The sequence below is a fragment of the Zarconia navalis LEGE 11467 genome (genome assembly GCF_015207075.1).
Lineage (GTDB): Bacteria > Cyanobacteriota > Cyanobacteriia > Cyanobacteriales > Geitlerinemataceae > Zarconia > Zarconia navalis.
The window spans coordinates 1-7,996 of record NZ_JADEXN010000219.1 but is presented as its reverse complement, the minus strand read 5'-3'; the positions used below and the strand labels follow the sequence as shown (position 1 = coordinate 7,996).

At 50.6% G+C, this 7,996-nt stretch carries 5 protein-coding genes and 3 pseudogenes; all 8 read left to right on the top strand.

Features of this window, described 5'->3' with window-relative positions; all coding sequences use genetic code 11:
• Positions 1-433 (top strand): annotated as a pseudogene (locus IQ235_RS12575) (hypothetical protein); the annotation flags it as partial.
• Positions 434-697: 264 nt separating this feature from the next.
• A pseudogene (locus IQ235_RS12570) lies at positions 698-1,111 on the top strand (element excision factor XisH family protein).
• Positions 1,099-1,425 (top strand): element excision factor XisI family protein, encoded by a 327-nt coding sequence (locus IQ235_RS12565; RefSeq protein ID WP_264321801.1) that lies wholly within the window; start codon positions 1,099-1,101, stop codon positions 1,423-1,425. Before IQ235_RS12570 ends, IQ235_RS12565 begins: the two are co-directional and overlap by 13 nt.
• Before the next feature lie 53 nt (positions 1,426-1,478).
• Positions 1,479-1,733: a hypothetical protein gene (locus tag IQ235_RS12560; RefSeq protein ID WP_264321800.1), complete on the top strand. Its 255-nt coding sequence runs from the start codon at positions 1,479-1,481 to the stop codon at positions 1,731-1,733.
• Positions 1,734-1,982: 249 nt separating this feature from the next.
• On the top strand, positions 1,983-3,791 hold the full coding sequence (gene proS, locus IQ235_RS12555; RefSeq protein ID WP_264321799.1) for a proline--tRNA ligase: 1,809 nt from the start codon (positions 1,983-1,985) through the stop codon (positions 3,789-3,791).
• Positions 3,792-3,815: 24 nt separating this feature from the next.
• Positions 3,816-5,840, top strand: coding sequence for a methyl-accepting chemotaxis protein (locus IQ235_RS12550; RefSeq protein WP_264321798.1), 2,025 nt, complete (start codon positions 3,816-3,818; stop codon positions 5,838-5,840).
• A gap of 194 nt (positions 5,841-6,034) precedes the next feature.
• Positions 6,035-7,363, top strand: a complete 1,329-nt coding sequence (locus IQ235_RS12545) for a P-loop NTPase family protein (protein ID WP_264321797.1) — start codon at positions 6,035-6,037, stop codon at positions 7,361-7,363.
• 69 nt (positions 7,364-7,432) lie between these two features.
• Positions 7,433-7,996 (top strand): annotated as a pseudogene (locus IQ235_RS12540) (tetratricopeptide repeat protein); the annotation flags it as partial.

Here is a 7,996-nt window from a genome sequence, read left to right as displayed (position 1 = left end):
CGACGAATATCGATCGTCCGATATTCCCGCGTTATTTGCCACCAATGCGATCGATGGTAATTTATACATCGGCAGTCAGCATCAGATTACCGGAAAGCAAGTGAAAGGGCCGTTTTTACAAAAGACGTATAATACCCCGTTTGTTGCATTTCAAAAACGATTGGGAGCCTCGATTTCTACCCCAGTTTTTACCGAAGGTAATCGGTTAGTGGCGGCGGGGTATAACGGGGTTTATTTATTTCAACTCAATTTTGAACTGACAACCCCAGACGAACCGAATGCATTAAAGAGCGATGCCGGGAATTTTTATCGTTTGAGGGTTGAAGAAATCGGTCGGTTTAAGCCGGGAATTTCCTTTGAATCGACTCCAGTGGTATGGGATGGAATCGTTAGGATTTGCTCGCGAGATGGGTGGATGTATACGTTGGGGTGAGGTAGCAAGGGGCGATCGCTCTTCGGGGTTTTACGATCGGGTCGAGATCGACTTGAAGAAATTTTTCGAGTTATATTACCCTAAAGACGCCATGTGCAACTTGTTTGTCCAAAACCTGACAATCGGGGGAATGGGGCACTTCGACAAGCTCAGTGACCAGGGAATGGGGGGATTGTTCGAGTCGCTCAAACGACGTAAATTCAAGACCTCAGAAAAAGTTGCACACCGCGTTAAAGATAAAAGCAGTAGATTAGTTCGTCCTTTATGCCTCGCCGCGATCGCTATCATGACATTGTTAAAAACGCTCTAATTAAAGAAGGTTGGACAATTACCCACGACCCGTTGAGGTTGGGGCAAAAAGTTCGCTTATATGTCGATTTTGGGGCCGAGCAACTCGTTGTGGCCGAGCGCCAAAGCGAAAAAATAGCGGTGTAAATAAAAGTCTTTAGTAGTATTTCTCCCATCACCGAACTTCAAAAGTCTGTGGGTCAATATTTACTGTATCGTTCCTTACTTCAAAAACAAGAACCCGAACGAAAGGTTTTTCTGGCTGTTGCCAATGATATCTACTCATCTCTTTTTGGTGAGCCAGAAATCGCAGATTATATCACTGAATTAAAGGTAAAAATACTGGTATTTAACCCAAAAATAGAGGAGGTTGAGCAATGGATCGACTAGAGCAATATCGAACGGAAATTTGCACTGTATTTAACCAGTATCTCAAAGACTTGCCGTCCAAGGAGCAAAACGAAACCATCGCTATTTGTGACGAAAAAACAGATAACTATTTGCTAATGAATGTGGGTTGGAACGGTTATCAGCGCCAGCATGGTATTTTTTTCCACCTACGAATTATTGAAGAAAAAATTCATATTGAATGGAACGGTACGGAAGAGATTGTTGAGAATCTCATAGAACAGGGTATTCCAGAGTCAGCCTTTATACCCGCCTTTCGCCATCCCGATTTTCGTGCAGAATTAGCGATCGTATAAAAAATTGGAGTTATAGCGTGTTTTAGACTTGCCTAAACTTAAATGTAGGATTGATGTTCGATCGATATAACCCAATAGACGAAAATAATTATATCGAAGTGCTGGTGTTGAGTCGTCTAGCAGAATTAGATGGCGATCTTTTGCGAGAAATCGAGCTAGACGATCGAATTATCGATATTGTTGATTCGGCTGATTATGCATTTGCCATCAATCTTGAAAGAGACTTGGGAATTAAAATTACTAATGAGGATTGGTTCAAAATGGTAACAGTTAGAGATGCAATTGAATTGATAAAATCTCGTATTTAACAGCTATCCGAAGATTAATTTTTCTCAAAACTATATGTTTTAAAAGTTCGCAATAAAAGTGTTTTATAAATCGATCTAAAGATGACAGAAGCGCGTGTTTTTCGAACTACGACTCTACCACAGTAGCGCGCATAGGTAGGGGTAGTGCCCCTGTGCCTACCCCGCTAGCTAAGTCATTGCAGAAGGATTACCCCGATCGGACTGACGAAACTTTGAGATAATAATCCAGCACGATCGAGGAAACCAGCCATGCGACTCTCTCAAATGCTCTTCGTCACCCTGCGCGAAGACCCCGCCGAAGCCGAAATCCCCAGCCACAAACTCTTACTGCGGGCGGGTTACATCCGGCGGATTGCCAGCGGAGTTTACGCCTACCTTCCCCTAATGTGGCGCGTCCTCAAGAAAGTCTCGCAAATCGTCCGAGAAGAGATGGACGCAACCGGGGCAGAGGAATGCTTGCTGCCGCAGTTGCAACCGGCCGATTTGTGGCAGGAGTCGGGACGCTGGGATACCTACACCAAAGCCGAAGGTATCATGTTTTCCCTCGTCGATTGGCAAAAACGGGAAATGGGACTCGGGCCGACTCACGAAGAAGTGATTACCACGATCGCCCGAGAAATGATTCGTTCCTATCGCCAACTTCCCCTCCATTTATATCAGCTTCAAAACAAATTTCGCGATGAAATTCGCCCCCGGTTCGGCTTAATGAGAGGGCGAGAATTTATTATGAAAGATGGCTATTCTTTCCATACCGATGAAGAGAGTTTGAAAGAAACCTATCGGGATATGGATCGGGCTTATCGCAATATCATTAGCCGCTGCGGGCTGGAATTTAAAGCCGTCGAAGCGGATTCGGGAGCGATCGGTGGAGCAGGTTCCCAAGAATTTATGGTGCTTGCCGAGGCCGGAGAAGATGAGGTTCTATATACCGAAGACGGCAGCTATGCGGCCAACGTTGAAAAAGCCGTGGCGTTACCTACCGATGCCGAACCTTCCCCGTTTACCGAGTTTGCCAAACGAGAAACCCCCGACACAAATACGATCGAAAAATTATGTCAATTTCTCGATTGTTCTCCCACTCAAATTGTGAAAAACGTCCTCTACCAAGCCGTTTACGATAACGGCACGACGGTTATCGTTTTAGTTAATATTCGCGGCGATCGGGATGTCAACGAGGTGAAATTGCAAAACGCCCTGACCCGAGTTGCCGATCGCTACGGCGGCACGACGATCGTTGCCCTGACGGTTCCCGACGCAGAAGCTCAAGCTAAATGGGCGGCCAAACCCCTGCCGTTAGGCTACATCGCCCCGGATTTAGGAGATGATTATCTCCAACCCGATGCCAAGTTAGCGCGGCATATTCTGCGCATCGTCGATCGCACGGCAACCGACTTGAAAAACTTCGTCACCGGGGCAAATGAGGCGGGATATCACGTCGTTGGAGCCAATTGGGGCGACCAATTCGAGCGGCCGGAACTGACAATTGATGTGGATAAAGCCAAAGCAGGCGATCGCGCCGCGAGCAACCCCAGTCAAACCCTGCAAACGGCCCGAGGCATTGAAGTCGGACATATTTTCCAATTGGGGACGAAATACTCCACAGCAATGGGGGCAACCTACACCAACGAAGCCGGGGAAGAGCAACCCTTAGTGATGGGTTGTTACGGGGTTGGGGTGTCTCGTCTGGCGCAGTCAGCCGTGGAGCAATCTTATGACAAAGATGGGATTATCTGGCCCGTGGAAATCGCCCCCTATCACGCGATCGTCATCGTCCCCAATATCAAAGATACCAAGCAAGTCGAAACTGCCGAAACGCTGTATCGGGAACTGAATGCGGCGGGGGTGGAAACCTTACTCGACGATCGCGACGAACGAGCCGGGGTGAAGTTCAAAGATGCAGATTTAATCGGCATTCCCTACCGAATTGTCACCGGGCGATCGCTTAAAGATGGTAAAGTCGAAGTCGTCGAACGCGCCACCGGGAACCGTCAAGAAATTTCGATCGATGCGGTGGTTTCGACGATCGGGCAATGGGTCGATGAGGCGATTGAAAAATAGCTCCACTGCGCGACTCGAAATAGGATGAACTCGAAGGATATTTTCAGCGAGGGCAAACCCGAACCCCCTCAGAAACGGGAAGGAACGCCCCTGCGCGATCGATTACTTGCCACCCTCATGCCCATGGTGCTCGTTCCGTTGGTCGTTGCCGGGGGGGTGAGTTGGGCGATCGTTTACCAGCAAGAAAAAAAACAAGCGGAACGATTGTTACAAGAGCGAGTTTTGTTGGTGTCCGAACTGATTGAGGATATTCTCGACGATGGTTGGCGGATATCCGAAGCGATCGCCAAAAATCCCGCGATCGCCGAGGCGGCAAGGAAAAATACCGCCAAAGCGACCGCCGACAAACTCGACGAACTATCGATCGCGGATCTGGAAAATCGTTTCGCCGCCACCAAGCTTCTTGTCCCCAGTCAAGGTTTAAACGATTATCTGCGGGAGCTGGCTGTGTCAGGGGGATTTGCCGAAATCTTCGTCACCGAACGCAACGGATTGAATATCGCCGCCACAAATCTGACCTCCGACTTCGTCCAGCGCGATGAATCCTGGTGGGAACAGGGTAAAACAGAAGGTCGCTGGGTGGATCTGCCTCAATTTGACGAATCGGCCCAGACCTACAGCATCAACCTAATTCATGCCATTCTCGATCCGGGTACCCAGGAATTCCTCGGGGTGGTCAAAGGGGTCTTCGGAACGGCTCAGTTCGAGCGACTTCTGACGTACTGGGAACATTTTGGAGTGGTCGACTCCGAAGTGTTGCAAATTCTCGATCCCAGTCAAGGGGGAGTGCCCATCGTGACATTGACCTCGGAAGGTGCGAGCGACAGACAAGAGGTTTGGGGAGGCGAAATGGTGACCGAACGAGCGTTGGCATTGACCGCTCAGCTTAAATCGGAAACGACCGGAGAAACCGCAGATCCCCTATTCTTTGAGGCGATCCGATATCAACACGAAAATGACGAAATTTCTCTGCTTGCCTCATTTCCCGAAGGGGGACGGCGCTACACCCTGACGACCATTCCCGGTACGAATTGGGTGGCGATCGCCTCCCTCGATAGAATCGATCTCAAAGCGGCAGGCAATCGACTCGGATGGGTGTTCGTGCCGATCGTTCTGATTTTGGGGGCGATCGCCGTTGTGGGAATCGCGATCGTCGCTCATCAGTTATCCGCCCCCCTCAAGGATCTCGCCAGCGTCGCCGATTGCGTCGCCAATGGCAATCTCGATATTTGCGCCCGACCCCACGGCAGCTCCGAAACCATTCAGGTGGCTCGTAGTTTTAACAATACCCTCGCCCGAGTCAAAAACTCGCTCCAAGAAAAAGAGCAATTACACGCTTCGTCCATGAACCTCCTGCTCGAAATTCGAGAAATTGCCAATGCCGTCCAAGAGGTGGCTGGCAATACCCAGCAAGCCTCGTTTCAGGTACAAGTCGCAGATCGAACGGTGAAGGGGGCCGATGAATCGATGGATCGAACCGTTGCCAAGATGATAGAAATTCAAACCGTTGTCGAAACCACCGCATCCATCGGCGGACAATTGGGGGCAGTCTCGCAAAAAATTTCCCGTGCCATCGAACCCCTCGAAGACTTTGCCGCCCAAACCAACGTACTAGCATTAAATGCTTCGATCGAAGCCGCACGAGCGGGTTTTGCCGGTCGGGAATTTGCCGTTGTGGCTAAAGAAGTGCGCTCCCTCGCCAGTCAATCTGGTGCTGCCATGGCTCAAATCAAAGAACTAGTGGAAGAAATTCAGCGGGATACCCGCCGGGCGATCGCCGCCATCGAAACCGGGAAATCGCAAGTGGAGACAGGAGCGCGATCGGTCGAACAAACCCGCGAAAAATTGACTAGTGCCACCGTTGCCATCGGTCAACTTCGAGATTCCATCGAGGCGATCGCCCAGTCCACGGCCTTTCAAGCGCGATCGTCGAGCGTCGTTAGCGATGCGATCTCTCGAGTGGTTCAACTCACCAACCTCAAAACAGAACGTTCGGTGAGTTCCAACTCGATCGAGGCAAAGTTTGAAGACCGACTTGAAGAGTTTTGAGTAGGCGATCGGCTTTCGCAAAATCCACCCTGGCTATACTGAATAGAGGTTTGTAGAAGCATCGACCCCGCACAGTTTGGAAAGCCAGAAATGTGAGAAACCGTAGGGGTAGTGCCCCCGTGCCTATCCCTACGGTTTCTCTGGGGTCAACCCAATCTAAAAACGGCTACAAGTATTGAAGCGAACTCAACTTTATGGCGAACTTAATCGATAATCTCTACAACGCTTTCGATCCCTCTCAACCCCTGCCGGCAAACGACCCTCGCTATGTGGACTTTCAGGCGGTGCGGGGGGATACGGACGTGCGGGTGGATGTGGGACGCAGTATCAAGCGTTCCGATCGAATGACCTGCCAGCTTTATACCGGGCATCGCGGGGGCGGCAAATCCACGGAACTGCGGCGGTTGCAGGCATATCTAATCGAGCAGAACTTCCATGTGGTCTATTTTGAGGCAGACGAGGAAGATATCGATCCCGAAGATACCCAGTATACCGATATTCTCCTGGCTTGTACCCGGCGCTTAATCGAAGACCTGAATCAGTTTGCCAAACCTACGCCGTTGCTGGATTGGTTGCAGAGTCGGTGGCAGGAAGTGAAGGAGTTAGCCCTCTCGGAGGTGGAGTTCCAAAAGATGACGGTGGAGGCGCAAATCGCCCAGTTTGCCAAGCTGACGGCGAATCTGCGTACCGTCCCCAGCCTGCGCCATCAAATTCGCACAAAAGTCGAGTCTCATACGGTGACGTTACTCAAAGCCCTGAACGAGTTTATCGGTGAGGCGAAGCAGAATTTGCCCGATGGGGAAACGCAACTGGCAGTTATCGTGGATAATTTAGATCGGATCGTACCCGTGCCGCAAGCGAGCGGACAGCTCAATCACGAGGAGATTTTTCTCGATCGCAGCGAACAGTTACGCGCCCTCGATTGCCACGTCGTCTATACCGTGCCGATTTCGATGGTGTATTCCAAGCGGGCAACGGATTTGAGAGAAATTTACGATGGCGATGAAACTAATATTTTGCCCATGGTGATGGTACACTCACCCGAGGGTGAAGTGTACGAACCGGGGTTAGCGAAAATGAAAGAAGCGATTGCCCGACGAGTAGCCCGTTTCGCCCCGGATGCAGCCTTGGTAGAGGATATCTTCGAGAGTGAGGAAACCCTCAACGGGTTGTGTTTGATGAGTGGGGGACACATTCGGAATTTGATGCTGCTGGCGAAAGCCGCCATCGGGCAGACAAACCAGTTTCCCATTACCCAGACATCAGTGAAACGATCGATTACGAAACTGCGCGACACCTATCGCCGCACGGTACAAGCCGGAGAGTGGGAGTTGCTGGCAAAGGTGGCAAACTCGAAGCAAATCGATAATTCCGACGAGTATCGCAGCCTGTTGTTCAATCGCTGTTTGTTGGAATATTGCTACTACGATGACGAAGGGGAATTGCAACGTTGGTACGACGTACACCCGTTGATGCGCGGGATTCGGGAGTTTAAGGATGCGGTGGCGAAGCTGGAGCAGTGAGCTTTCAGTAATCAGTAATCAGCCATCAGTGTTTAGTCCAATTGAGGGTACGAAACCAGAAAGATTCAAATGAGTTCCCAATCCGAAACCCAACCCAATTCCCCCACCGATCCCATCGATTGGGATCGGGATTTGCCCCCGGCGACGGCAGAGGAAGAATATGCCGCCCTCCAAACGGCCCTGCGCCGGAATCGCGGGTTTGGGTTGCTGTTCGCCCAATGTTCTCCAGCCGGGGCGACGGAACTCATCCAACGAGTACGAGAGGATTTGCCCCAGAAACGGATGAAAGTGCTGGAGTTGGACTCATCCACCCAGAACGTTTACGAAGCCGTGCGGCAGTTTCTCGGGGAAGAGGATATCGAGATTCTGTTCGTGAGTGGGTTGGAAGCGTCTCTCTATGCTTACGAAGAAGAGAAACGGAAAGAAGGCTGGCAAAGCGATCGCATTTACAGCTATAGCTGGGAAGGAGTTCCTCCGGTGTTGCGGAACCTCAACCAACAGCGAGACCGATTTCGCGACAACTTCGACACCTGTTTGGTGTTTCTCCTACCCCGGTTTGCCGTCAACTATCTCATCCATCGCGCCCCGGATTTTTTCGACTGGCGTTCTGGGGTGTTCGAGTTACCCCTGGAC